This window comes from Streptosporangium sp. NPDC020145, assembly GCF_040631275.1.
In the GTDB taxonomy this organism is placed as follows: domain Bacteria; phylum Actinomycetota; class Actinomycetes; order Streptosporangiales; family Streptosporangiaceae; genus Streptosporangium.
This window is the reverse complement of sequence record NZ_JBEXZT010000017.1, coordinates 1-22342: the sequence shown is the minus strand read 5'-3', so window position 1 is coordinate 22342 and position 22342 is coordinate 1. Positions and strand designations below refer to the sequence as shown.

General features: G+C 66.8%; 24 protein-coding genes. 12 read left to right on the top strand and 12 right to left on the bottom strand.

Annotation, left to right across the window (positions count from 1 at the left end; translation table 11 throughout):
* Positions 1–48: 48 nt before the first annotated feature.
* The gene (locus ABZ463_RS26795) at positions 49–765 is read left to right on the top strand and encodes a SigE family RNA polymerase sigma factor (protein ID WP_362780172.1); all 717 of its coding nucleotides are present in this window, start codon (positions 49–51) and stop codon (positions 763–765) included.
* A 1007-nt stretch (positions 766–1772) separates the two neighbouring features.
* Here the strand turns inward: ABZ463_RS26795 and ABZ463_RS26790 are convergent.
* Complete coding sequence (locus ABZ463_RS26790) at positions 1773–2618, bottom strand: LysR family transcriptional regulator (protein WP_362780390.1); 846 nt, start codon at positions 2616–2618, stop codon at positions 1773–1775.
* A gap of 69 nt (positions 2619–2687) precedes the next feature.
* Here ABZ463_RS26790 and ABZ463_RS26785 point away from each other — a divergent pair, with 69 nt between their 5' ends.
* Positions 2688–3341 carry a type 1 glutamine amidotransferase domain-containing protein gene (locus ABZ463_RS26785; RefSeq protein ID WP_352014403.1) on the top strand — a complete coding sequence of 218 codons (654 nt, stop codon included), beginning with the start codon at positions 2688–2690 and terminating at the stop codon, positions 3339–3341.
* A 317-nt stretch (positions 3342–3658) separates the two neighbouring features.
* A complete protein-coding gene (locus ABZ463_RS26780; RefSeq protein WP_362780169.1) occupies positions 3659–3862 on the top strand; it encodes a hypothetical protein in 204 nt (67 codons plus the stop codon).
* On the opposite strand, the gene ABZ463_RS26775 is transcribed toward ABZ463_RS26780, so the two are convergent.
* Positions 3846–4811, bottom strand: coding sequence for a zinc-binding dehydrogenase (locus ABZ463_RS26775; RefSeq protein ID WP_362780167.1), 966 nt, complete (start codon positions 4809–4811; stop codon positions 3846–3848). The genes ABZ463_RS26780 and ABZ463_RS26775 overlap by 17 nt on opposite strands.
* Before the next feature lie 159 nt (positions 4812–4970).
* Between ABZ463_RS26775 and ABZ463_RS26770 the strand changes: the two genes are divergently transcribed.
* The 5 genes from ABZ463_RS26770 (at position 4971) to ABZ463_RS26750 (ending at position 9055) form a co-directional block, all read left to right on the top strand.
* On the top strand, positions 4971–5366 hold the full coding sequence (locus ABZ463_RS26770; RefSeq protein WP_352014400.1) for a helix-turn-helix domain-containing protein: 396 nt from the start codon (positions 4971–4973) through the stop codon (positions 5364–5366).
* 259 nt (positions 5367–5625) lie between these two features.
* Positions 5626–5811: a 4-oxalocrotonate tautomerase DmpI gene (dmpI, locus tag ABZ463_RS26765; RefSeq protein WP_352014399.1), complete on the top strand. Its 186-nt coding sequence runs from the start codon at positions 5626–5628 to the stop codon at positions 5809–5811.
* A 188-nt stretch (positions 5812–5999) separates the two neighbouring features.
* Positions 6000–6458, top strand: coding sequence for a GNAT family N-acetyltransferase (locus ABZ463_RS26760; protein ID WP_352014398.1), 459 nt, complete (start codon positions 6000–6002; stop codon positions 6456–6458).
* Positions 6459–6831: 373 nt separating this feature from the next.
* Positions 6832–7236 (top strand): hypothetical protein, encoded by a 405-nt coding sequence (locus ABZ463_RS26755; RefSeq protein ID WP_362780164.1) that lies wholly within the window; start codon positions 6832–6834, stop codon positions 7234–7236.
* A complete protein-coding gene (locus tag ABZ463_RS26750; RefSeq protein WP_362780161.1) occupies positions 7226–9055 on the top strand; it encodes a caspase family protein in 1830 nt (609 codons plus the stop codon). Before ABZ463_RS26755 ends, ABZ463_RS26750 begins: the two co-directional genes overlap by 11 nt.
* Positions 9056–9268: 213 nt before the next feature.
* Here ABZ463_RS26750 and ABZ463_RS26745 read toward each other — a convergent pair whose 3' ends face one another.
* Positions 9269–9925 (bottom strand): ABC transporter ATP-binding protein, encoded by a 657-nt coding sequence (locus tag ABZ463_RS26745; protein ID WP_362780159.1) that lies wholly within the window; start codon positions 9923–9925, stop codon positions 9269–9271.
* Positions 9926–9970: 45 nt separating this feature from the next.
* On the opposite strand from ABZ463_RS26745, the gene ABZ463_RS26740 reads away from it, so the two are divergent.
* Positions 9971–11530, top strand: coding sequence for a recombinase family protein (locus ABZ463_RS26740; RefSeq protein ID WP_362780157.1), 1560 nt, complete (start codon positions 9971–9973; stop codon positions 11528–11530).
* Positions 11531–11945: 415 nt separating this feature from the next.
* On the opposite strand, the gene ABZ463_RS26735 is transcribed toward ABZ463_RS26740, so the two are convergent.
* The 5 genes from ABZ463_RS26735 to ABZ463_RS26715 form a co-directional block, all read right to left on the bottom strand.
* Positions 11946–13388 carry a replication initiator gene (locus tag ABZ463_RS26735; protein ID WP_362780154.1) on the bottom strand — a complete coding sequence of 481 codons (1443 nt, stop codon included), beginning with the start codon at positions 13386–13388 and terminating at the stop codon, positions 11946–11948.
* 974 nt (positions 13389–14362) lie between these two features.
* Positions 14363–15076: an FtsK/SpoIIIE domain-containing protein gene (locus ABZ463_RS26730; RefSeq protein WP_362780151.1), complete on the bottom strand. Its 714-nt coding sequence runs from the start codon at positions 15074–15076 to the stop codon at positions 14363–14365.
* Positions 15073–15822, bottom strand: a complete 750-nt coding sequence (locus ABZ463_RS26725) for a hypothetical protein (protein ID WP_362780148.1) — start codon at positions 15820–15822, stop codon at positions 15073–15075. Before ABZ463_RS26725 ends, ABZ463_RS26730 begins: the two co-directional genes overlap by 4 nt.
* 1 nt (position 15823) lies before the next feature.
* Positions 15824–16135 (bottom strand): hypothetical protein, encoded by a 312-nt coding sequence (locus ABZ463_RS26720; RefSeq protein WP_362780145.1) that lies wholly within the window; start codon positions 16133–16135, stop codon positions 15824–15826.
* Between the two features lies 1 nt (position 16136).
* Positions 16137–16586, bottom strand: coding sequence for a hypothetical protein (locus ABZ463_RS26715; RefSeq protein ID WP_362780143.1), 450 nt, complete (start codon positions 16584–16586; stop codon positions 16137–16139).
* Between the two features lie 128 nt (positions 16587–16714).
* On the opposite strand from ABZ463_RS26715, the gene ABZ463_RS26710 reads away from it, so the two are divergent.
* The gene (locus ABZ463_RS26710; RefSeq protein WP_362780140.1) at positions 16715–17374 is read left to right on the top strand and encodes a GntR family transcriptional regulator; all 660 of its coding nucleotides are present in this window, start codon (positions 16715–16717) and stop codon (positions 17372–17374) included.
* A gap of 736 nt (positions 17375–18110) precedes the next feature.
* Here ABZ463_RS26710 and ABZ463_RS26705 read toward each other — a convergent pair.
* On the bottom strand, positions 18111–18836 hold the full coding sequence (locus ABZ463_RS26705) for a hypothetical protein (protein WP_362780138.1): 726 nt from the start codon (positions 18834–18836) through the stop codon (positions 18111–18113).
* Between the two features lie 481 nt (positions 18837–19317).
* Entirely contained in the window at positions 19318–19761 is a 444-nt protein-coding gene (locus ABZ463_RS26700) for an ATP-binding protein (RefSeq protein WP_362780135.1), read from the bottom strand.
* Between the two features lie 250 nt (positions 19762–20011).
* Between ABZ463_RS26700 and ABZ463_RS26695 the strand changes: the two genes are divergently transcribed.
* Both ABZ463_RS26695 and ABZ463_RS26690 read left to right on the top strand, forming a co-directional pair.
* The gene (locus ABZ463_RS26695; protein ID WP_362780132.1) at positions 20012–20839 is read left to right on the top strand and encodes a helix-turn-helix transcriptional regulator; all 828 of its coding nucleotides are present in this window, start codon (positions 20012–20014) and stop codon (positions 20837–20839) included.
* Positions 20830–21042 (top strand): DUF397 domain-containing protein, encoded by a 213-nt coding sequence (locus ABZ463_RS26690; RefSeq protein WP_362780129.1) that lies wholly within the window; start codon positions 20830–20832, stop codon positions 21040–21042. Before ABZ463_RS26695 ends, ABZ463_RS26690 begins: the two co-directional genes overlap by 10 nt.
* 103 nt (positions 21043–21145) lie before the next feature.
* Here ABZ463_RS26690 and ABZ463_RS26685 read toward each other — a convergent pair whose 3' ends face one another.
* Both ABZ463_RS26685 and ABZ463_RS26680 read right to left on the bottom strand, forming a co-directional pair.
* Entirely contained in the window at positions 21146–21523 is a 378-nt protein-coding gene (locus tag ABZ463_RS26685; protein ID WP_362780127.1) for a hypothetical protein, read from the bottom strand.
* Positions 21511–21894 (bottom strand): hypothetical protein, encoded by a 384-nt coding sequence (locus ABZ463_RS26680; RefSeq protein WP_362780124.1) that lies wholly within the window; start codon positions 21892–21894, stop codon positions 21511–21513. The genes ABZ463_RS26685 and ABZ463_RS26680 overlap by 13 nt, the downstream gene beginning before the upstream one ends.
* Between the last annotated feature and the right edge of the window lie 448 nt (positions 21895–22342).

Here is a 22342-nt window from a genome sequence, read left to right as displayed (position 1 = left end):
GGGCGTTCTCATCTGGGGGGTGATGAGGACGACGGGAGGCGAAGGTAGTTGGAAGCAGATCCACGGTTCGCGGAGTTCGTCGCCGAGCGGGGGGACGCGCTGTTGCGCTACGGCTACGTGCTGGCCGGGAACCCACACGACGCGGCGGATCTGGTGCAGGAGGCGTTGCTGAAGCTCCGCGCCGCCTGGCCGCGCCTCCTGACGAAGGAGAATCCGGAGAGTTACGTGCGCACCATCATGGCCAGGCTGCACGTCGCCGTCTGGCGGCTGCGGCGCCGTGAGGTGCTCAGCTGGGAGCCGCCCGAGCACGGGTACCACGACAGGCTGCCCGACGGTGGGGAGCAGGCGATGTGGGAGGCGCTGGCCGTACTGCCGCGCAGACAGCGGGTGGTGCTGGTGCTGCGGTACTACGAGGGGCTCGACGACGCGGAGATCGCGGCGGCCCTGGGGATCTCCCGGGGGACCGTATGGAGCCAGGCGTCACGGGCGTTGGACAAGCTTCGCTCCGCCATGCGGACGGAAAGCCACGAAATTTCGGGAAATATCGGCGCAGTGCAGGGGAGTGGTGATGAACGATTTCGAAAGGAGTCTGCAGGAGACCCTGGGGCACGCGGCGGGAAACGCACCCCGGCTGGCCGGTACGGCGGCGGCCCGGCTGGAGACCGGATACCGGCGGCGCAGGCGGCGGCTGCAGGCGGCACTCGCGACGGCGGCCGTGGTCGCGGTCGCGGGAGGAGGCGTGGTCGGGCTGCGCGTGAGCGGTGACACGGGGGCCTCGTCGGCCAGCGCCACGGGCGGGAGGTCGTCCCAGGTGATGACCTCAACGAAGATCGAGGCCAAGCCGATCGAGCAGGTGTGGCCGCAGGCCGTGGTGAAGCTGCCGCTGAAGGCGCCGAACGGCCGGGACCTGCGGCCGATCACCCTGATCGACGACCAGACGCTGCTGGTCGCGGCGGACCGTGACTTCGAGCGGCCGGAGACGATCTACGCCTACCCCCTGGCCGGTGGGGAGCCGCGGAAGATCGCGGACGTGCCCGAGCCTCAGGGGGTGGTGCGGTTCTCCGGCGGCTTCAGCGTCGGCGACGGTCAGGTGGCCTGGTGGAACACGACGAAGGGCAAGACCCACATCTGGGCCGCGTCGTTGGACGGTGCGGGGGCCCGTCCCGTGGCCGACCAGGACATGGAGGGGTTCGACGGCTTCGGCGTGGCGAACGGCAAGGTCGTGTTCTCCCCGGTGAACGGCGGGGTGTTCACCGTTCCCCTGACCGGGGGGAAGGCGACGCGGATTCCGGCCGGAGACAAGCAGCACCTGCTGTCGTGGCCGTGGGCCGGTTCGCCGGGCGCCGGCGGCGGGCGGGACAAACCCCTCTTCACCCGGCTGGTCAACCTGGAGACCGGAAAGGTCGACTCGGCCGCCGTCGGAGGGAAGGACCGGGTGTACGCCTGCGGGGTGCGCTCCTGCATCGGCGTGACGGCTGACGAGGAGGGCTTCGTCCGGTTGCGTGACGGCTCACAGCAGAAGGACGTGCCCCTCGGTTACCAGATCCCCGAGCCGCTGAGGCAGGACCGTTTCCATCTGTGCAACATCAAGGAGGACGAGCAGGCGCTCGGGCTCTTCGACGTGAGCACCGGCACGATCGTCGACCTGGGCCTGCGCACGGCGGAGGTGGAGAACGGCGAGTTCCCCGTCACCGACCCGACGGGCCGGATCATGTCCTACCGGCTCAAGGGCGAACTCCACGTGGTCGTCCTGTCCAGGATTCCGTGACCGGTCACCAGGAACGTCCCCGTCGTAGCAGGTGGTCGCGGACCGCGACGGCCATGGGGTGAAGCCTTCCCGCCCTGGACACCAGGAACAGCGTGTTGATCGGCGGCAGCTCGGGCTCCAGCAGGGGGACGAGCAGGCCGCCGGTCAGCTCCGCCGTACACAGGTAACGGGGCAGGACGGTCACCCCCGCGCCCGCGACCACCGCGGCGAGGGCCCCGCGCAGGTCCGGGACGACCAGGGCGGGCACGCGCGTCAGGCGGGTCCCGAAGACGACCCGCCAGTAGCGGCGCAGGATCGGCAGGTTCTCCGCGTAGGCGACCAGGGGAGCCGCCTCAAGCCGGTCGAGGTCCCAGCCGGGGGCGCCGACCAGCACGAACTCCTCGTCGCACAGCGCCTCGGCCGTCAGGGCGCTTCCCCTGCGGGGCCGTACGGTGGAGACCACCAGGTCGAGCGTGCCCCCGGCGAGTGTGGTGAGCAGGTCGTCGGCGAGGCCGAGCGTCACCCGCAGCCGCAGCCCCCCGGCGACCATGGGGGCCAGCGCGGGCAGTGCCAGGACGGACATCAGCTCCGCGGGCCCACCGAGGTGTACGGCTCGCTCCGGCGTCTCGGTGACGTCGAGTTCCTCAAGCGCGTCGAGCGGCGCCGCGACGCGTCCGGCCAGTTCGTCGGCGGCGGGGGTCGGGGCCATGCCCCGGGGCAGCCGTTCGAACAACGGCTGCCCGAGTGCCCGTTCCAGCGCCCTGACCTGCGCGGTCACGGCGGGCTGCGACAGGCCGAGGTGCTCGGCGGCACGGGTGACCGACCCTGACCGGTGGACGGCCAGGAACGTACGCAGCAGGTCGAGTGAGATCAGATTTCTGATGGTAGTACCCGGAATGCGTTATTGGTCGTCCACGGGGAGATGGGTGACGATCATGGCATGCGTATCGCGATTGTCCTCACCAGCCATGGCGAACTGGGTGAAACCGGCAGGAGCACCGGTTTCTACGTGTCGGAGGCGGCGGAGCCGTGGGAGATCTTCACCGAGGCCGGGCACGAGGTCGAGGTGGTCAGCGTGGCCGGGGGTGTGCCGCCGCGTGACGGCGAGAACGCCGACGACCCGGTGCAGCGTCGTTTCCTCGACGTGCTCGGGGAGACCGCGCGGGTGGCGGACCTGGAGCCGGAGAGGTACGACGCCGTGTTCTTCGCGGGTGGTCACGGGGCCATGTGGGACTTCCCCGGCGACCCCGGGATCGGCCGGTTGACCCGGGGGGTCCACGAGCGGGGTGGTGTCGTCGCGGCCGTCTGCCACGGTCCGGCCGCGCTGGTCGACCTCGAACTGTCCGACGGGAAGCCGCTGGTCGCGGGCAGGCGGGTCGCGGCCTTCACCGGCAGCGAGGAGGAGGCGGTCGGGCTGACCGCGGTGGTGCCGTTCCCGCTGGCCGAGCGGCTGCGCGAGCAGGGGGCCGAGCACGTGCCCGCCGCCGACTTCGCCGCCCAGGTCGTCACGGACGGCCGCCTGGTCACCGGCCAGAACCCGGCCTCGGCCCGTGGCGTGGCCGAGGAGGTCGTACGGGTACTGGCCGGGGAGTGAACAGGCCCCTGAGCGTCCGAACGGGGGCCGGCGCCCGAACGGGGCGGAGAGCTTGAACGGGGCCGGATAGAGGCTGACGCGGGACGAAAGCCGGGAGGGGCCGGGCGGGGCGGGAGCCTGAGCGGGGGCCGGGCGAAGGCTGACGCGGGACGAAAGCCGGGATCCTGAGCGGGGGTGGGGCGAGCCGTGGTTCGAACCGGGGCCGGTTCGGTGGGGATGGTGGTGCCGGCCCCACCTTCCGGCCTTCCTGTCAGCCCCAACCCAGGTCGGTGGCGGACCGGATTACCCAGGTCCTGGGGTTTTCCTAGGGTTTCGGCATGAACTATTTCCCGGTTCCCCGCAGGCGTTTTCGGGCCGCGCGTGCTCTGCTGTGGATGCTCCTCGCGGTCAGCGCGACGGTCAACGTGGTCTCCAACATGGCCAACGGCGGTGAGGGCAGCACGCTCGGGCTCACCGCGGGGGTGGTCGCCGTCGTCTGCGCCGTGGCCCTGACCGTGCGCCACTTCAGGCCGCGTGCGTAGCCGTACGGTCAGCCCCGCTCGTCGGCGCGGGTTCCACGCGCAGGACGGCCTTGCCACGGATTCTCCGGTCCCGCAGGTCCGCCAGCACCGTGGCGGTGTCCGCCCAGTCCGTCTCACGTCCGATCTCGGGATGGAGCCGCCCGGTCGCGGTCAGCCTGACCAGAGTGGCCAGGTCGGTTCCATCGGCCACGTCGCTGTCGGCGTAGTGGAAGTGGTGCAACCGGGCGGACTCGGGCCCGGCGAAGAAGTCGAAGAAGCTGAAGGTGGCGGGTTGGCGGCTCGCCTGACCGAACCAGATGAAGGTCCCCCGTTTGGCCGTCTTCAACAGTGCCTTGGGAGCCGAGTCGCCGCCGACCGACTCCAGCACGACGTCGAACGGTCCCGTGGCCTCCGCCACGTCGTGCACGACGTCCGCCGCGCCGAGTTCGGTCAGCCGTAGCCCGCGTTCCGGCGAGGCACTGACAGCCGTCACCTCGGCGCCCGAGGCGGCGGCGAGTTCGACGAAGTAGTGACCGACACCGCCGGAGGCGCCGGTGATCAGAATTCTCTTCCCCAGGACGCCGCCGATCCGCCGCATCAGGCGCAGGGCGGTCAGTCCCGCCAGCGGCAGCGCCGCCGCGGTCACGGCTGTCATCGAGCCGGGCAGTACGGCGAGCGAGGAGGTGGGGACGGCCGCCTTCTCCGCCCACCCGGCGGACGCGGGGTGGGCGACCACCCGTTCTCCGACACCCGGTCCGGTCCCGTTGTCGGCTGCCCGCACGACCGTGCCCGCGATGTCCTTGCCCGGCCTCCAGCCTTCACGCGGTCTCGCCAGGAGAAAGAACTCCCCCCGGTTGACAGAGAACGCCTCAACCGCGACCAACGCCTCGTCGGGTTTCGGGCACGGGGCCGCCACGTCGTCGTACCGGACCAGGGAATCCAGGTCGCCGGTGGGCACCAGAGCCTTCATGTGAAACTTCTCCTTCTCCATCCGGCGAGCATTCGAAGTTCGGGAAACCCGCCGACCGGTCTCGGAGTCTAAAAACGGTTTCCCGCTCCCGGAAGTCGGCACTTCGAGGTGGCCAGGGCACCTGGAGGAAACCGAAAAGGCCGAGGCTATGATGTCGCCATGGCAGACAGCTCCTCTTCCCGCTGGAACATGCTGAAGTCCGCCTGCCCGACCCGGGAGATCCTCGACCGCATCGCCGACAAGTGGACGATGCTGGTGATTCTCTCGCTGGGAGAGGAGACCCTCCGCTTCACCCAGCTGCGGGCCAGGATCGAGGGCGTCTCCCAGAAAATGCTGACGCAGACCCTTCGTGGCATGGAGTCCGACGGTCTGATCCTGCGCACCGTCTACCCGACCGTCCCGGTGACGGTCGAATACTCGCTGACCCCCCTGGGCCACAGCCTCGCCAGGACGGTGGACGTGGTGCGTGAGTGGGCCTACGGCCACATCGGGGAGATCCTGCTCGCCCGTCAGGAGTACAACGACCGGGAAACGCCGCGGGTGGGCATCGGCTGAGAGCCGGACGGACCATTTGAATCCTCGGCGCGATTTCCGCGTTTCCGCTGAGACCCGTGAACGGGGCTGCCGGTCTCTGCTGCCCCTCCGACCCGACAGGAAAACGTCCGGCGACAAAGCCGTTGGACGGTCACCTGTTCGGAGGTAGGTCACCCGGTGGTGCCCATGGCACCTTTCGGTGCCGTCTTCCGCCCGCGGCCGGCCGTTCGGAAACTGGTGTCAGCTCCGAAATCCGGGGCCGACATCATTGGGAGTAACCATGCCGGTCGTCACTGTGCTTCAGGGTCCGCGGGACATCGAGCCGAAGCGCGAACTGGTCAGGAGGATCACCGACGCCTTCGTCGAGTCGTACGGCCTGCCGCCGGAGACCGTCCAGGTGTGGATCACCGAGGTTCCCGCGGACAGTTGGGGCGTCGCGGGCACGTTGGTGGTGGACGACAAGTAGGCCCACGGTCCGTACGGCGAGCCGGGCGTTCCGGGACACCGTCTCGATCGCCCGGCACGGCGCCGTCCCCTTCCGGGGAAGAGCCTTCCGCGGCAGGGGAAACGCGTAAGCCCGGACCGCTCTCACCGGCGCGTCGTGACCGCTTTCCCGGCGGGGGAATGTCGGTGGCCGGTGTGAGAATCGGCGCCGTGAGCGCAGGCGTGCGGCTGAGGGCCGTTGTGGAGTCCGATCTGGAGTTGTTCCTTGAGCACGAGCACGACCCCGAGACGGTCAGGCGCTCGATGTTCACCCCCAGGGAGCGTGAGGTCTTCATGCGCCACTGGCGGACGCGGGTCCTGGGCGATCCGACCGTCCTGGTGCGGACGGTCACCGTGGACGGCGAGCCCGCGGGAAACGTCGTCTCCTGGTGGGCGGAGGACAGGCGTTTCATCGGCTACGTTCTCGGCAGGCCGTTCTGGGGCCGGGGCGTCGGCACCGAGGCGCTGAGCCTGTTCCTGGCCCTTGAGAGGGTCCGCCCGCTCTACGCCGACCCGTCGGGCGGCAACACGGCCTCGGTGCGCCTGCTGGAGAGGTGCGGTTTCCGGCGCGTCGACACGGTCCGGTACGGCGAGCACGAGCACGTGCTGCTCGCGCTGCCCGAGGGGTGAGCGAAGGGCCAGGGCGACCCCTCGCTATATAGTGTGATATCCGGATATTTCATATCAATAAGCCTTTTTCGCTCTCTCGGGGGTCGTCGCCTGGCCGGGGGCGACGCAGGGGAACGGCACCCCGTGATTTCGCTCGCAGCCCTTGTCGTCGCAGGTCATGGGCCGAACCTCGCCCGCTCCCGTGGAAGCCGGGACGAAAAGGGCTTAATTCATACCGGTGAAAATGGCAAATATGGAGATCCGCATAGAAGCGATCTCTTTTTCCTCTGTGCGGAACCAACCTCACGGCCGGGGCGTTTCCTGAAATAATTCAGCGCGTTGTCGAGTGTCCCTCCGCCCGGCGGGCCGGAGGGCCGACAGGTCAGAGGTGCCGATGGATGCCCTGGTCCAGGTCTCAGGTGGCGACGAGATCACCGAGTTCACCGAACTACGCGGGTGGTTGTCCGCCGAACGCGCCCTGACAGGCGGGGTTCGCGTGGTGCGGCGTCCCCCGGCCGAGGGCGAACTGGGCGGGGTGCTCGACACGCTCGCCGTCGCACTCGGGTCGAGCGGTGCCGGGATGGCCCTGGTCAGGGCTCTGACCACATGGCTGCGGACCCGTCGCGCCGATGTGACCATCACGGTGACCTCTCCCTCGGGGACCGTGGAGCTCAACGCGCAGCGGGTCAGGGACACCGCCGTGCTGTCGCTGCTTGAGGAGATCCTGCGGGACGGCGAGGAGGAGATCCTTCGGGGCGGCGGCGAGGAGAAGACCCAGCGGGACGTCGATGAGGGGTGACATCCACGACCGTTCGGGCTCGCGGGCCGTTCTCATCGGTACCTCCGAATACTCCGACCGGCGCTTCCCCCAGCTTCCCGCGGTGGCCAACAGCCTGCGCGGCATGGCGGAGGTCCTGACCGATCCCGAACTGTGCGGCTGGTCCGAGGAACAGGTCGAGGTCTGGCGAGACCCCACCGACATGCGCAGGCTCGTGCAGAACCTACGACGTGTGGCCGAGGAGACCACCGGCGTGCTGCTGGTCTACTTCGCCGGGCACGGCACCATCACCCGGCGCGGGCAGCTGTGCATGATCCTCAAGGACACCGACTTCACCGACACCGACATCACCGGCCTGGAGTTCGAGCGGCTCAGGGAGGTCCTGATGGACAGCCCCGCCCGGACGAAGATCGTGATCCTGGACTGCTGTTACTCGGGCCGCGCCATCGAGGCCCTCTCCAGCACCGTCGTGGACAGCACCGACATCCACGGCGCCTACACCCTCACCGCCAGCGACCACACCGCCCACGTCGTCTCCCTCGACCAGCAGGCGGACACCCCGACCTCCTTCACCGCCGAGCTTCTCGACCTGGTCCGCACCGGAGTCTCCGGCGGTCCCGAGTGGCTGACGATGAACGACATCTACTCCCACCTGAGGCAACGGCTGCGTGGACGTGGGCTGCCCGCCCCCAACCAGCGGGGCACCGACACCGCGATCCACCACCCCTTCGTGCGCAACCAGGCCGCTGACAGGTCATCGTCCGTTCGGCCGGTCCCTCCCTCCAGGAAGGCCCCGCCTCTCAGGGTCGGGCGCCGTGCCGTCCTGGCCACGGGTGTCGGCGCGGCCGCGGTCGCCACGGTCTTCGGCGTCGCCGAGGTCGTCAGACGCTCCTACGGCGGTACGGCGGCCACACCACGTCCCACGAGCACACCGAGCCTGAGCGTGACCCCGACGGTCGGCAGGAGCGTCCTGACGGGTCACACGGGTGCGGTGAACTCCGTGGCGTTCAGCCCGGACGGGAGAACACTGGCCAGTGGAGGTGCCGACGGCGGCATCCGGCTGTGGAACCCGGAGAGCGGAGGGGCCGTTGCCGTACTGACAGGGCACGCGGGTGCGGTGAACGCGGTGGCGTTCAGCCCCGACTGGAGGACCCTGGCCAGCGGGGGAGCCGACGGCACCGTCCGGTTGTGGGACGTGGCGAACGAGACCACGACCGCCGTCCTGACCGGCCACACCGGCGCGGTGAACTCGGTGGCGTTCAACGTCAGGGGGAACATCCTGGCCAGCGGGGGAGCCGACCGTTCCGCCCGGCTGTGGACCGTGGCGAGCAGGCGCACCGCCGCGACCCTCACCGACCGTCCTGCGGTCGTGAACGCCGTGCGCTTCGGCACCGACGGAACCGTGCTGCTCACCGCCTACGGTGACAACCACGTGCGGTTCTGGAACGTGGGGACCCACGAGAAGATGGGCCTGCTGACGGTGAACGGGATCAGCTCGGTCAACACCCTGTCCGTGAACAGCAAGGGGGTCATCGCCCTCGGCAACAGTCCCGGCGACGTCACGCTGTGGAACGGGAACGGCGGGGGCCACGCGGAGGACCCTCCTCTGCGCACCGGTAACCCCGTCAACGCGGTGGCCTACCACCCCAGGGCGAGGACGCTGGCCGTCGGCACCGGCGACGGCAGGATCCAGCTGTGGGACACCAAGACCCACAAGCACAAGGGGCCGCCGCTCACCGGCCACACCGGTGGCGTCACCTCACTGGCGTTCAGCCCCGACGGCCACACCCTCGCCAGCGGCGGCCTCGACAGAACCATCCGGCTCTGGCGAACCGGCTGAGAAGCCACCCCGAACCCCACCGCCCCACCCGGATCGGCGACCAAGGCCGCCGGACCGCTCTGAGCCGTGACCAAGGCCGTGACCAAGGCCGTGACCAAAGCCGTGGTCGAAGCCGTCCCGGACCATGGCCGGAGCCGCCGTGGGAACCGGTGGGAACCCGAGAGAACCCGTGGGGTCACGGCCGGACGACGACCCCACGGGTTCCCGGCGGGCCTACCTCTCCGGGGAGGCCACGGCGATGTGCGGGCGGCCGGTCAGCGGGTGGGGGCCGACGTGCGCCCGCACGCCGAACACCTCCTCGATGAAGGCCGGGGTCAGCACGTCGAGCGGCCGGCCGTGTCCCACGACGCGGCCCCGCCTGAGCACCACGACCCGGTCGGCGTAGGCCGCCGCCTGGTCGAGGTCGTGCAGGGCGGCGAGCAGCGTCAGGCCGAGGGAACGGACCAGGTCCAGCAGGAGAAGCTGGGAGCCGACGTCCAGGTGGTTGGTCGGTTCGTCGAGGACCAGCAGCGGCGCCTCCTGGGCCAGCGCGCGGGCCAGGAAGACCCGCTGACGCTCACCCCCGGACAGCGTGGTCATCAGCCGGTCGGCGGCCCAGTCCATGCCGACCCGCCGCAGCGCGGTCGTGACCGCCTCGCGGTCGGCCGCCGTCTTCCTGCCGAGCGGTTTCCTGCGGCTGTGCCTGCCGACGGCGACGACCTCCTCGGCGGAGAACCCGTCGGCCGCCTGGCCGTGCTGGGGCAGTACCGCGCGGCGCCGGGCCGCCTGCCGGGGACGCATCCCCCACAGGTCCTCGCCGTCCAGCCGTACCACCCCGCCGGAGGGGCGCAGCGACCGGTAGACGGTGCGCAGCAGGGTCGACTTCCCCACTAATAGATTGGCACATATAAGCTGGTTTATAGGGGAGGAAAGACGATGCTTGAAACGACCGCAAGGGCAACCGTCGATTACTGCCGGATCTCTTTCGACAAGCGCGGAGCAGCCGAGGGGGTAGCGACCCAGCACCTTGAGAACGAGATCTCAGCAGAAGAGTTGGACCTAACCATCGCCAGGTCCTACGTAGACAACGACAAGTCGGCTTACTCCGGTGTGGAGCGCCCGCAGTACGCGCAGCTCTTGAAGGACATGAAAGCCGGAACGGTTGGCGTGATCATCATCCGTCACGCCGACCGGTTGCATAGGTCGGTAGACGAGGTATCAGCATTCATCAAGGTAGCCCGCGCGCACAAGGTGAAGTTGTACAGCGGCATGCGCGGAAGCTTCTACAACCTGGAGAAAGCAGCGGGGAGAAAGGACCTGATCAACGACACCGTAGATGCTGAGTACGAGAGCGAGCATCGAGGGGAAAGAGTATCGGACGCCCGGAAGCGCCAGGCCAGGAATGGAGTCTACGGCGGTGGAATACGCCCTTACGGATGGGGCGTTGATACGGGCCGCGTTCGGTCGGTGTGCGTCAATCCGCAGGCTCCAGTGTCAGAGCGCATCTACGAAGACCGCCCCGTGCTGGACATGACCCAGCACCGCCCCAACGAGGTAGCGGAGATCCGCCGATGGGCGAAAGACCTGCTGACAGGGGTGTCAATACGTCACATCCTCGCCGATCTGGCCGCACGGAAGGTCCCGACGGTAGCCCAGACCGACGGGCTCACCAGGCACCGGAACGGCAAAGAGGTCAAGCACAACGGGTGGAGTTCCAGCACGATTCATTATGTCCTTACCAACCCCCGCGTTGCTGGCCACACCGTGCATCAGGGCAAGATCATAAAGAGGAACGCGTACCCCGCGATCATTCCCGAAGACCAACGGCAAGCCCTTATTGATCTGCTCTCTGACCCTTCCCGCCGCACGATGAGAGGCAATACGCCCAAGTGGCTCGGGAGCCTCATCTACGAGTGCGGCATATGCAATAACGGGGCAGTCATGAGCGTGCGCTACATCCACGAGCGGCCCGCTTACACATGCCGAGACAAGAACCATATAGTTCATTGGGTGGAGAGAACCGACGCGTACATTACCAGCACGATCGTGGAACGACTCTCCCACGATGATGTGGTAGACCTCCTGCCGAAGGAAGAGGAGCAGACGGAGGGTCTTACGGAGCTACGCGAGGAACTCGTCATGCTTGACGCGAACCGCCGGAAGATTGCAGCGAGAAACGCTCTTGGGCAGATGGATGACGAGGAGTGGGAGTCGGCCCGAGAAGTGATCGAGAGGCGCACCGCCGAGATTTGGGAGAAGCTCCGAGGCAGCGCGGCAGAGAGCCCGCTAGAACCGTTCGTTTCCTCCAGTGATGTAAGGCGTACGTGGAAGGAAATGCATCTGGGCCGTCAGCGCGAGGTCTTGAAGTTGCTCATGAGAGTCAAGTTGCTGCCCATCGGCCGGGGGCGCCGACAGGTGGACATCCGGGACTACATCGTGATCACGCCTGCCATGCCCGACGCGCCGACCACGCAGGCCAGCCCCATCGCCGCTTAACCTCATGGCGCCCCCGCCGCTTAGGTGGGGGCGCCCAGTTCGTTCTACGGTCGCAGCAGTAGCGCCAGGCGTGCCCGCTGGCGCTCACTCAACTTGGGCCAGGTGGCCACCATCGCCCGAATCGAGGCGATCACTTCGTCAGCATCGGGAGGGAGGGCAGAGGACCGGCCAGCCGCATCATCACTTTTCGCACCCATGAATTACTCTCCGTAATCGTGAGGGGAATTGGCATGCCCCCGCATCGCGAGCCCCACCCACCCGCCCACACGACCGCGCAGGGCAAGGCACGCGACAAGACGCGGGCACGAGAATCAAGAAGAACACGAGAACCAAGAAGAAGAGGAGCCTTCGGCGCGACATTCAGCGCGCACAACGTCAACGAGGGGTTCAGGCACTGGGCGCAGCCCCGCCACCGCTATTCGAGCAGCCCCACCCGCGCCGCTTGACGGGCTTGCCGGTGCTCACGGGCCAGGCTCTCCGCAAGCGCCAGATCGCCGAGGGACGTGTGTCCGACTCCCACCATGCGCCACGACGAGACCACGACCGTCCCGGGGTCATCCGTGAACGCCCACGGATCACCCTCCGAGGGGGTTCCCGCCCGATGGGCGATGCGCCACGCCCGCCGCACCGCCCGCAACGCCGCGAAGGTCGTGCTGTACCGCTTGCTCTTACTGGTCACGTGCCCCCGGTACCCAAAGGCCGACGCATGACGAGCCAGCCGCAGGCCCACGCACGCCGGATGAGCGGCCAGCCGCGCAGCCGTCGCCGCCAACTCGCCCAGGTGCGCAGGCGGAGGTACGCGATGCCGACGACGACCCCCAGCGGAGCCCGCTTGCTCCCGGTCCCACAGCGCATCACGAGGAACCGCATCGTCCAGGGCGCCTATGGCCTTCGTCGAATACTTCGCCAGATACCCGGCGAGCTTCCTTCGGTCATCTCCGGTGCTGATCGCCCGTACGTCGAGCTGCGTGCCCCACTCGGCAACGCGCATTCGCCCGTCCGGGGAGGGCAGCGGAACGCCGACCACTCCCGCGGCTTCCTGGATCGCCTCCCCCAGCAGCGCGGCATCAGCCCAGGCCGGAGGGGGAAGCAACGCATCCGGATCATCGGGGCACACGCCGTCCAACCGAGCGATGACATGCAGGTGCACCAACCCGCGCCGTTGCCCCTCAGCCACTTTCGCGTACGACACCCGCAGCACACTCCGCACGGATCGCACAGTGACAGCCTGCCCCGACACCGCCGACGCCAGCCGAGCCAGCACCCGGTAAACGTAGATCGTGGTCCGCCGCCATAGCTCCCCTACGAAGGCGTTCCACAGCACCATCCCGACCAGGTCTGTGCACGCCAGGCATAGCGGACCGCCCAGGGTCCGGTCAGTGCGCCCGTGCCGCATCCCGCAGGAGCGCACCACGCCGTGCGGGCACCGCCGAACTTTGGCGCCTTCCCGCACCGGATGGCATACCCCGCCGTCCCGGTAGGTGTGCACCCGCCCGAACGAAGGAGCGGTCAGCGTCGCGAACACCGCCGGATGACCGCTGACCGTTTCCGAGACCGACGCCACAGCACCTTCCCGCCCGGTCAGGCCCGCCGCGAACACATGCCAGGCATCTTGCCGGTACGTCCGGGCGCACGGCGGGCACACGGTTTCCCGCCTGTCGCCGCAGGCCACCAACAGCACGCCGTCATCACCCGTCGAAGCGCGAACTTCACCGCTGGTACGGTCCGCCGCCATGGCCGACCCGACCAGCCGCACCGGCCGGATGCAATGCCCTGTCCTCTCTACCTGACCGGCCCAGAGCCGATATCCCGCAGGGTCGGAGACCCGCTCAATCATCTGCGTCAGAACTGATGTCATGCCGTCCACCTCACGACAAGAGAAGAGGAAGCGCGGCCCAGGGAAGCGTGTGGCCCCTGGCCGTTCGAAGAAGGCGCGTGCCCATCACGCCGTTGAGATCTCTCCGCCGGGTGCGCCGGCTGCCGCGCTACGCGCGCCCTGACGGGTGCCTTCGGCAGCGACCGGCCCACCCTCCCGACCGGGGCAAGGAGCGGAGGGCCGTGCCCCTCCCGAGGGAGGAAGGGGCACGGTCACCTACTTAGTCATGCTCGCCAGGACCACACGGCGAAGCTCGTCAACCCCATCGGGGGTATCGGGCTCAGCAGTACCCAGGCCACCTAGATCCGCCGGAGTCCACATCCACCGCTGCACCACCCGCCGCATCTCATCCTGCCCGGCAGGCCCGCGTAACCAAACGGTGAACAATCTGACAAGCTCTGTGTCTTCGATTTCGAGCGCCTCGTAGTCACGTGCCGCTACCCGAAATCGCACGGTGCCCCTTTCCGAACCTTTCTGTGTGTCCCCACTACCGCCCCCGGGAGGGAGCGACCATCTTTCGCTTTCTCGTTAGGTGGAACGATCAAGGTAGTCGGAAAAGCTACCTTTCGGGTTGACATCGGGTTGACGGCCGATCAACGGGGACAGTTGAGCGCCATTCGCCCACCGCCAACTCACCACTCCCCACCGAGATCGCCGCAGTGCGCACACCTCGATCACGCTAGGTGTGCTAGACCAAGACGCCGCCCACCGCGCAAGTTCGGGCCACGTCGTACGAACCCGGTCAGTCCACACGTCAGGACCAGCCCCAGGCGCAAGCCGCGCCACGATGATGTACTCCTCACGCGGCCACGGAAAGTCACGGGCAGCACGGACCCGGGCGCGATCCAGGTAGATCTGTGCACGCATCTCACGCCGCAGCAAGCCATAGATCACCCCCGCCAGCACCGCGAACACCAGGCCGATCACACCGGCCCCGGGAAGAAAAGGAGCGCTCATCAGGACCCGCCTATCTGACGATTGCGAAGCGCCGCCGCATACGCCGCCAGCCGCTCCAGATCTTTGGTGCCCAGATAATGAGAAAGCGTCCTTACCGGCGGCTCGCCTCCCGCCAGCAAGAGCCCCGCTCCCGGATAGGCGGGAAGTTTGGCGGCCGAATATCCGGCGGCCGACATGCCCGCCCCGAGGATCGTGTCGGAGGCGTCCCGGGTAGACACCCGGAAAGCCCACCGCGTATCGAAAAGGTCGCGGACGTGAGACGGCACCACGTCAGTACCCGGCTTCTGAGTGGTGGCGACGATGCGGATAGCCGCAGCCCTGCCGCGCGAGGCAACGTCATGAAGCAGACCGATGAAGGTCTCTCGGCGCTTGCGGTCTCCCCCCATGGTGAAGGTCGCCAGTTCGTCAATGCCGACCAGAAGCGGGGGGATACCGTGCACGCGGCCCAGCTTGCGTACGCCCAAGGTCCGCATGGAGTCATACCGGCTGTCCATCTGACCCTTGACCCAGGTCAACGCCGTAACCGCTTCCGCTGGAGTCCGGCGAACCCCACCATGGGCGACCGCTTCCCACAGGCCCAGTTCGACGCCACCCTTGCCGTCGATCAGCACCAGCGGAGGCCGGTCCTTATCGATCGCCGCCGCCGCAATGATCGTGTGGAGCGTCGAGCTTTTGCCCGACCCGACGCCACCACCGATGAGGAGGTTGATCATGCTGGTTCCTCCTCATCCCCGAGTTCGTGGTTGTCGTCGAACCAGCTCACGGTGAGAACGGCGCCGTCTTCCCCCACGGCCACAGGGAAGGGCTCCCACATACTGACGACTGGAGTCGTGCGCCAGGCATCCCGCCACGGCCACGCCAGCACGCCCCGAGACCCCAGCGGATCACGGCGCACGATCTCCACGGCGGCGAACCGGGCATTCTCCGGATCACGCCGGATACGGACATCCCGCACCTCTAAGTCAGCGGCGATGTGTTCACCGCGTTCTTCCAGGTCGGGCACCGCCAGGCCGCCCGGCATGCGTACCCGCACCCGTTCACCAGCCGCAAAGTCCACGACCTTCACGACGCGAGGGATACGACCGTTCGACGTGGCCAATCCCGCGAACCTGGTCGCCTTGTCCCACCGCCGCCGCACCCGCGCATGCCGGAACACCCGCAGAATCCATCGCCGCATCGGAGGCGGGCCGAGCAGCACGGCAGCCAGCAGGCCCACAGCGACCAGGGCGCCGGGCCAGCCACCGGCCGCCCGTCCCATCATGGCCAGCGTCAGCACCAGCAGGCCGAAGGCCCATTCCCTCCGGCTCAGCCACAGGGGGCGCAGGACATCGGCGACAAGACGCGATTGCCGGTCGTACGGTACCCGGACCGGCAGGTCGGGCCGTTCGATCCAGGGAGGCAGGCCGCCTACGGGCTCACTCGGCGGCCCCCACCCGTAGCGGGGATCGTGCCGCCCCATCTCAGCCTCCCGGCCGGTAGGTGTCCAGCAGGACCGCGCCCCGGAAGTCCGGCAGCGTCCACGGGTCCGGCTGCCGACCCTGTAGGCGTTCGGTGCCCTCGAAATGAGTGAATGCCTTGCGCGCTTCCGTGGCGTAGGCCGACGCCGCACGCGCCAGACGTTCCGCCGTCCGAAGGGCGTCCACCGGCGCAAGGTGGTCCATGGCGAAGACCGCCCGCTCACCGTGAACCATGGTGATGGTGAGTGCGGGCCAACTCCCGGGCAGGCTGTAGGCGCGTACCGCAGTGCAGGGGGACGGGGGGATGATCAGCATGTCAGCCCTCACCCCCCGGGGTCTGCGCACCCTCGATCGGGCTACGCCGCCTCGTCTGCGTCGGTGCCGTCTGCCCCGGAGGACCTGACGCCGACGCCGGACCGGGAGGAGCAGGAGGAGGAACGGGAGCTGAAGCCCCCGGCATCGCTGGCAGCCGAGGCCCGATCGGTTCGACACTCTCAGCCGACCACCAGCGCATCTCTCCCGCTTTGGCAAGCTGGTAGGCAAGCCCCTTCACCGCCACGAGCTGTCCGGCGGGAAGCTGCGGATCGTACGGCAAACTGATCTTGATGAGATACGAGTCCACCCCGTCCATGGCCATCAGGTGGACCGCGTGCAAGACGTCGCCATCGGCGTTCTTGCGGATCTCCTTCGTCCGGAAGTCGGTGACGACGACGCCGGGGATGGCGATGGCAAAGAGGATGGAACTGGTGTCGATGGGGAACTTCATGCCGGAATCACCTTTCGGCCAGTTGGCGCGCACGGATTAGCGCGCTAACTTCAACCTAAGACCTGACACATGAAGATGCGCAAATTCAGGGAGCCAAGATCTTTCCCTCACCAGAGGAGGCCAGAGCCGTGCCCGAGACCCCCGGGACCCACGGACCAGCCCAGCCACCGCCCCACCGATGGGCCGAAATCGCCGACGACCTACGCCAGAAGATCACTGATGGGTTCTACGGCCCCGGCAGCCTTTTGCCCTCATACCCCGAGATCACGAAGGCGTACGAGGTATCCACCACCACCGCCCGCCGCGCGCTTAGCCAGCTCGTCACGGAAGGACTGGCCGAGGCCAAACAGGGACGCGGGACCATCGTGACCCGTCCTCAGCCCCGGCTCACCCTGCCAGCGAGACAGTGCCGGCCCGCAGACACCCCAGCCGATCCCTACGCGAGGCTGACACGAACAGAGATCAGCACTGGCCCCCAGGTGCCACCGCCCGATGTCGCGAACATGTTGGGAGTAGACCCAGACCACCCGCTCTACTGTCAACAGGTGTCCCTGGCCGACGACTTCGGACCCGTCGAGATGCGGGCAACGTACACCCCCACGCCGGGATACGACACCGGCGCGGTTCAGTACGTCACTGAGACCACCACGCCCACTCTGACGACCGAAGGGCGCCCAGCACTCACCAGGGATGCTGTGCTGTACGACGGCACCCGTACCCCCATCGCCGTCATCAGGTCCGTGCTGCACAGCAGGGTGCGCCTCAGTGACTACTACGAAATGCCTTGAACAAGGAGGGCTACTGATAGAAGGTGCCTACGGCTTGTCCACGTCCACACCACATGGGGCGCCGCCGTACGACTGCCGCCGGAGCGCATGAAAAAGCGAAAGCCCTTCCCCAACGCGCCGGGGAAGAGCTTTCGCGGCTTCAACCGCTACTTCTCGCTACTGCCTCTGGCCGGTCCCCCGACAGAAGGTGCAATTCTCCACCTTCTCGATGATGGTGACGGAACCGTCAGGGTTCTTCACTCGCTCACGCTTCGTGACCGTACCCGAACCTCTACAAGTCCGACAATCTGCCATGTGACTCCTGCCTTCTTCGCTCTGGAGAGCTGGCAACGACCACCTGCACCTTGCAGTACGGGCAGACGATGTCTAGGGGATGTCCGAACACTTGCTCGGTAACGATGTATCCGCTTGCAGCGCGACGAGATGCCCTTTTATCCCATTGCTGCACTTCGCTGGCCCGAGCGTCCGGGTCTAAGAACAGATGTACTATTTTCCCGCCATGCTGACGCACAACTTCTCCCGCGCGATGTCAGGTGCTTTGAGTCATAAGGTAGATCTTGGCTCTAGACCCGGGGAGAGGTTCTGCGGACTCAGCTACTTCCTCATGGAGGAGGAGGCGGCGGAGGTGGGTATTGGTGGACGTTAGAGGAACAGATCCTCGAATACTGCCCCCTGGGGCCGTACTCGATGATGATCCCTTTGTCCTGGCACAAATTGCAGAGATACGCCATCGCGGTTAGGCCGCCCCGGACTGCGTGGGGATGGCGAAGTCAACGACAGCCGCCGCGTGCTTACTGCCCACCCCGACGATCTGGACCGTCTTCACGGTCAATCCCTTGAAGTAGACCCGATCCGACTGGTACGGCATGGGAGTGAGGACGGTCGGGGTAGCATTGCCGACTTCGGTTGCGGCGTCCAGCAGGTTCACCTCCTCCAGCGCTCGTGCGGCGGCGACGTCGTTCTTGCGCCGAGGCCCGCCTCCCGGGTGGGAGGTCGGGACGGCGTTCCAGCCGCCCAACATCACCACTCTTTCGACCTTGGTCTTTTCGGCGAGCGCTTCGGCCTCGATCTCGCGCAGTCTCGGCGAGTCCGGAGCCGCCTGGGTGACGACGCCTCGAAAGTCGTGGTCGCCCATACGGAGGTCCAGGCAGACCACCCCGTGCCAGAAAGGAGCCCCCACTTCGTGGTCCTGCCCGACGACGCGGACGGCTTCGCTGACGAAACCTACAAGGTGGTGCCCATCATGGGCGCTCGGCACGAGGTAGCCCCTCATGTTGAGGGTCTCCTCTGCCGTGTGGAATACCTGGCCCCCGTAGGGGAACGGGGCGTTCGCCTTCTCCCAGCCCTTTGCCCCCTGCACGCCGAGGAAGTCCGGCTTGAGGTCGGCGATCTGGGTCAGCATCTCGGCGAGCTTCCCACCGGTTGGGCCGGGGTAGCCGAGGTTGAGCGTGATAGCTCTCATTGCTCTCCTACTTCTTCTGGTCCGCTGAGGGATTCCCCTCGGAGGGGTTCGGCTGGGGCTTGGGGGGCAATATCGTGGGCTTACAGCGGCAGAGGTGGCCAATACCACAATTGCGGCAATGCATAACGACTCCCTTCATGTAGTTGTGGGCATGAAAAACCCGGCAGAGGTCATGAGATGGATGAACCCAGAGAATTTCTCTGGGCCGACCCCTGCCGGGGGCTCAAGGTCGGCGGCGGAGCCACCGAGGGGGCGTTCCGATCGCAATCAGCGCGATTCCGCCGACTGCGGCAACAAAGAACGATTCGTATGACGCACAGACCGGGCCCGAATATGGTCGGCTCCGTAGATGGTGGAGGGGTGGTGCCCCCGGCAGGAGGAAACCCAGAACTGCGGGAGGCCCAAGAGGCCAGGGCCTGGGCGAGGCGCGTCTTCCCCGAGCTGACGAAACGTACCTGCTGACACCCCTGCCGGGGGTGCTTTAGGAGACCGCTCGAAGCCGTTGCTTCCGGCGAGCAATCATGATCTCTTCAGCGGACGGCGCGTCGTCTCCGAGAGGGATGGCGGCCCAGACGACGCGCTCCGCGTCGATGGAGATGTGAGTACCCCATCGCAGACCGCAGAGGTCTTCAACGAGGACCAAGCCCCGACCCTGGGCGCCCATCAGGGGACTTGAGCGATTCACGTGAGGACCCGACAGCATCGAGCCCGGGTCGCGGACCTCGACGATAAGGACATCCCTACCGGTTATGAGACTGACCGTTATCTCCGAGTTTGAGTCGCCCAGGCTCGAATGAACCACTGCGTTGGTCACCAACTCGGAGAGCACGAGAAGGATGTCATCCCTTTTCGGACTGTTCTCGATAGGGTCCAGGGTCCGGACCTGAGCCCTAGCCTTTGGGACGCTCTCAACCGCCTTCTTCAAGAGGAAGGTCCCTAATGGATTTTCTGTCCATACCATCTCGGTATCACCCGCTCTGACTACCTTGCCCGACTTTGGCATGAGTCAAGGTCGAGCTTCGGAGAGATTCCCGCTGTTCCCGGCCGTGTGGCTGGGCACTGCTAAGAATGCCCTCGAAGGGCTGTCGTTTGGGAGTGGATCTAGTGCACACCTATTCGACAGATGTGCCTCCGGCGTATGTTTAATAGGTCGCATTCGGTAACAAGGAGCCCCCATGCCTGCACCGAAGAAGTTAGACCCCAACCCGAAGACTCCCCGCATGGCCCTTGGCCTGGCGCTTCGTCGTTTTCGGGAGGCTTCGGGTCTCACCCAAGAGCAGTTAGCCGAAAGAATTTCATATTCGCATTCACAGGTGAGCCAAGTGGAGCGCGGAGGGCGCTCCCCCTCGCTGCACTTCGTTGAGGAGTGCTCCCGGGTCTTGGGGGCTAGAGAGGAGTTGCTGGCCCTCTACGCGGAACTGGAGACAGAGAGCGCACCGAGCTGGTTCCGTAACTGGGTAGAAGTCGAGCGGGTCGCCGTCTCCATCCGCTCCTGGGAACCCCAGATTGTCCCGGGCCTGCTCCAGACCGAGGACTACGCGCGGGCAACGATCCTGGGCGAGCCGAACACCTCGGCCAAGGTCGCCGAGAAGGCACTAGAGATCAGGATGTCCAGGCAGGACGTGTTCCAGAGGGAGCAGCCGCTCCTGTTCTGGAGCGTGCTGGACGAATGCGCTTTGCTCAGGCCGGTAGGGGGCAGAGATGTGTTCCGCAGGCAGCTTGAGCACCTGCTTGAAATGCTGGAGTTTCCCCACGTCGGCATCCAGATCGCTCCCCTTGCGCAGGGCTCGCCGACCGGCGTTCTTGGGGGATTTGCGTTGGCGCTTATCCCCGGCGCGAGAGAGACTGTCTACCTGGAGTCTGCTGGCGCGAGTGGTCAGGTGACTGACCAGCCCGACACCGTGCAGTTAGCCAGCATCAGGTACGAGACCCTTAGAGCTGACGCTCTCTCTCGCGGGGAGTCCAGGCGCTGCATAAAGGAGATGATCCAGAAATGGACCTGAACGAGGAACTGAGGACCGCCGCCTGGCGCAAGGCGACGAAGTCCGGCCCCAACCAGGGCAATTGCCTGGAAGTAGCCCCCTTGTCCGGAGGCCGTGTCGGCATCCGGGACACCGAAGCCCCCGACCAGGCCCCCTACGTCGTGCGTGCTGCTGTCTGGGACGCCTTCATCGACGGTGCCAAACAGGGCGAGTTCGACTTCTAGAAGCTGTTCGGGGTTCGGACCATGTGGTCGGAGCGTGTGACGAACTTCCCTACTACATCAAGGCAGGGGCGACGCCTACGGCGCCGCCCCTGCTGCTTTCTGCCTAGTCGCGCACTTCGCGCAGGCGCTCAACCCCGATCAGGAAGATCACCGTAACTGCAATGATAGTGTCCGCCCACTCTATGTAATGGACGATGGCGATGAAGTTCGTCCAGACCAACCAACCAGCTTCGAGCAGGACGGTCACGATCGGCGCCCACCTTCGCCGTGTCGGCCCCATCACGGGGATACTCCCCAGGATGAGCACCGGAAGGTAAAAGGCCACCAGCAAGAGCGGCAGCATCGCCAGCGGCATTCCCATCGTGACCAGGATGCTCGTCGTGATGAACGCATTGAGTGCACCTAAGAGGACCTGACCAACCAGAAGTCCCCATATCACTACGTCCATGATGACCGGCGCGGGCCACTTCAGCCGAACCACTGGCGCGCTTCCCGTCCGGTCAGCGAGCCGATGACGACGAGCGCCAGGGCGACAGCTATGAGCGCGGGAATGTCACCGCTCAGGACAGACGGAATCCGCAGCGCAGCGAGGATGGACTCCACGCCGATGCAAGTCCATTTGACCCATGGGCGTGGGTCCTCTAAGGCAGCCGCCAGCCACCCGAGCGCGCCTGTTTGCGCCACGCCAAAGAGGAAGATCACCAGTAGTCCGCCAGCGCTTCCGGCACGTGCCCCCGTCATTCCGATAAGCGCCAGCATGGCCAGCAGGCCCAGCACGCAAAGCGCCGTCTGAACCCACATCAGACCCCGGGCGCGACGAACGGCCGGTGGCATGCTCAGCATTTCAGACATGGGTAACCCGTCTTTCCCGTTGAGTGGCCCCTTTCCCGGGGCCGGGTAAGGCGAGCATAAGAACAGGTCTGTTCCGGAGTCACGAAAAGTGGCCTCACGGGTTTTCCGCCGCTGATCAGAGCCGCTTTGCGACCGGCCCCACCGCTACGCGGCCCCTACGGGGCGCCTTCGGCGTGGCGCCGGCTGCACGCTCCCACCTGCAAAAACACTCAAGAGAAGCGGAAGAGAAGAGGTTTTACCCTGCCCACCACCCACCCCCCGCACCCACCCCGTACCGGCCCCAAAAATGAGAGGAGGGAACAGGGGAAAGGGGAGAGGGGAGAGGCAAAGGAAGAGGAGGAAAACAGAGGAGGAGGGGAAGGGAGAAGGGACGCTTCGCGCCCAGGGGAGGGGGCCTTTCCCCCTCCCCTGACCCCACCACGCGAAACGCGCCGATGGCGAATGCCGT